The 1,022-nt window shown below is 65.5% G+C and carries 1 protein-coding gene; it reads right to left on the bottom strand.

The features are described 5' to 3' along the window. Positions 1 to 151 precede the first annotated feature (151 nt). Positions 152 to 1,022, bottom strand: an 871-nt coding sequence (locus tag Q0176_RS02385) for a hypothetical protein (RefSeq protein WP_299298900.1), incomplete at its 5' end; no start/stop codon positions are given.

The raw sequence follows: 1,022 nt of genomic DNA, 5'->3' as shown, positions 1-1,022 counted from the left end.
CCCATCCTCCAGGTGGCCGAAGTATGCGAATGTGGTCGCGACGTTAAGCAGGACCAAAAGGAGGAAAGAAAAAACAGAACAATGTTCCTGACATGCGCTTTTCTCTCGGACGCTTTTCCCGTTTTCATGAGTCCTCTCCTCTCGTTCCGAGTCAAGAGCGGTCCCCTGCTCCCTCAGCACGGCATGGCAGCAAAAAACACGCAAGGAGAAACAAAATCACGGCTCCGTTCAGGGCACTGCATCCGCCGCCGCGCCTTTCGTCCCCTCGGCCGCCGCTGCCCGACCCCCCCGTCACCTTGACGACGAAACTCCCCTTCGCCCTCACGCCGTCCTTCCGCTGGAAACCGTAGGCAATTCGATACCGGCCCTCCGTCCGGGGATGGAAGTCCGCCGTCAGGGCCAATCTGTCCGCCGAAAGACGCGCGCCGTCTATTGTGGCCTCGGCCTCGTTCCGCCCCTCCTCGGCCGACAGCAGGGATGCGGACAACACGTGCCGCTCCACCGCATTGGCAAAACGGAAGGCGAGCGAGACGCTCCTTATGCCCTCAACCAGGGCCATCCCACCGGGGCCAAGGGCCCTGCCATCAACGAGGACGGCGGAGACCCCCGGCGGCAGGGGAACGGGCTCCTCGGGATCGGGCGTCTCCGGGCCTCTCGGAGGACGCCCCGGCCTTCCCGGGCCGCCTCCGCCACTGCCGCCATCACCGTCACCCCCCGGATCCGTATCGACGTCGTCATCTCCGCCGGGGTCGCCTCCGGGAATGGGCCTGGGCTTGCTTCCCGCATCGTCTCCGGGTTTCCCCGGCTGAGAGCCCGGACCTTCCCGCCGTATGACCTTCACCGTAATGGTCCTGCCAATCCTGTCCGGATACACGTCGCTGCTCAGGGTCAGCGTAAAGGTCCCGGGCCTCAGCGTCCTGACCGTACAACCCGTCGCATCCTGCCGGACGAGTCGCGCCACCTGGTCGGGGCCACGCCTGCTCCAGCTGGCCGTTGAATCGTACCCCTCCGGCAAGCGCAGC

This window comes from uncultured Fretibacterium sp., from assembly GCF_938040765.1.
Taxonomy (GTDB): domain Bacteria; phylum Synergistota; class Synergistia; order Synergistales; family Aminobacteriaceae; genus CAJPSE01.
The sequence above is the reverse complement of the archived record's forward strand: the minus strand, read 5'-3'. Positions and strand labels throughout refer to the sequence as shown.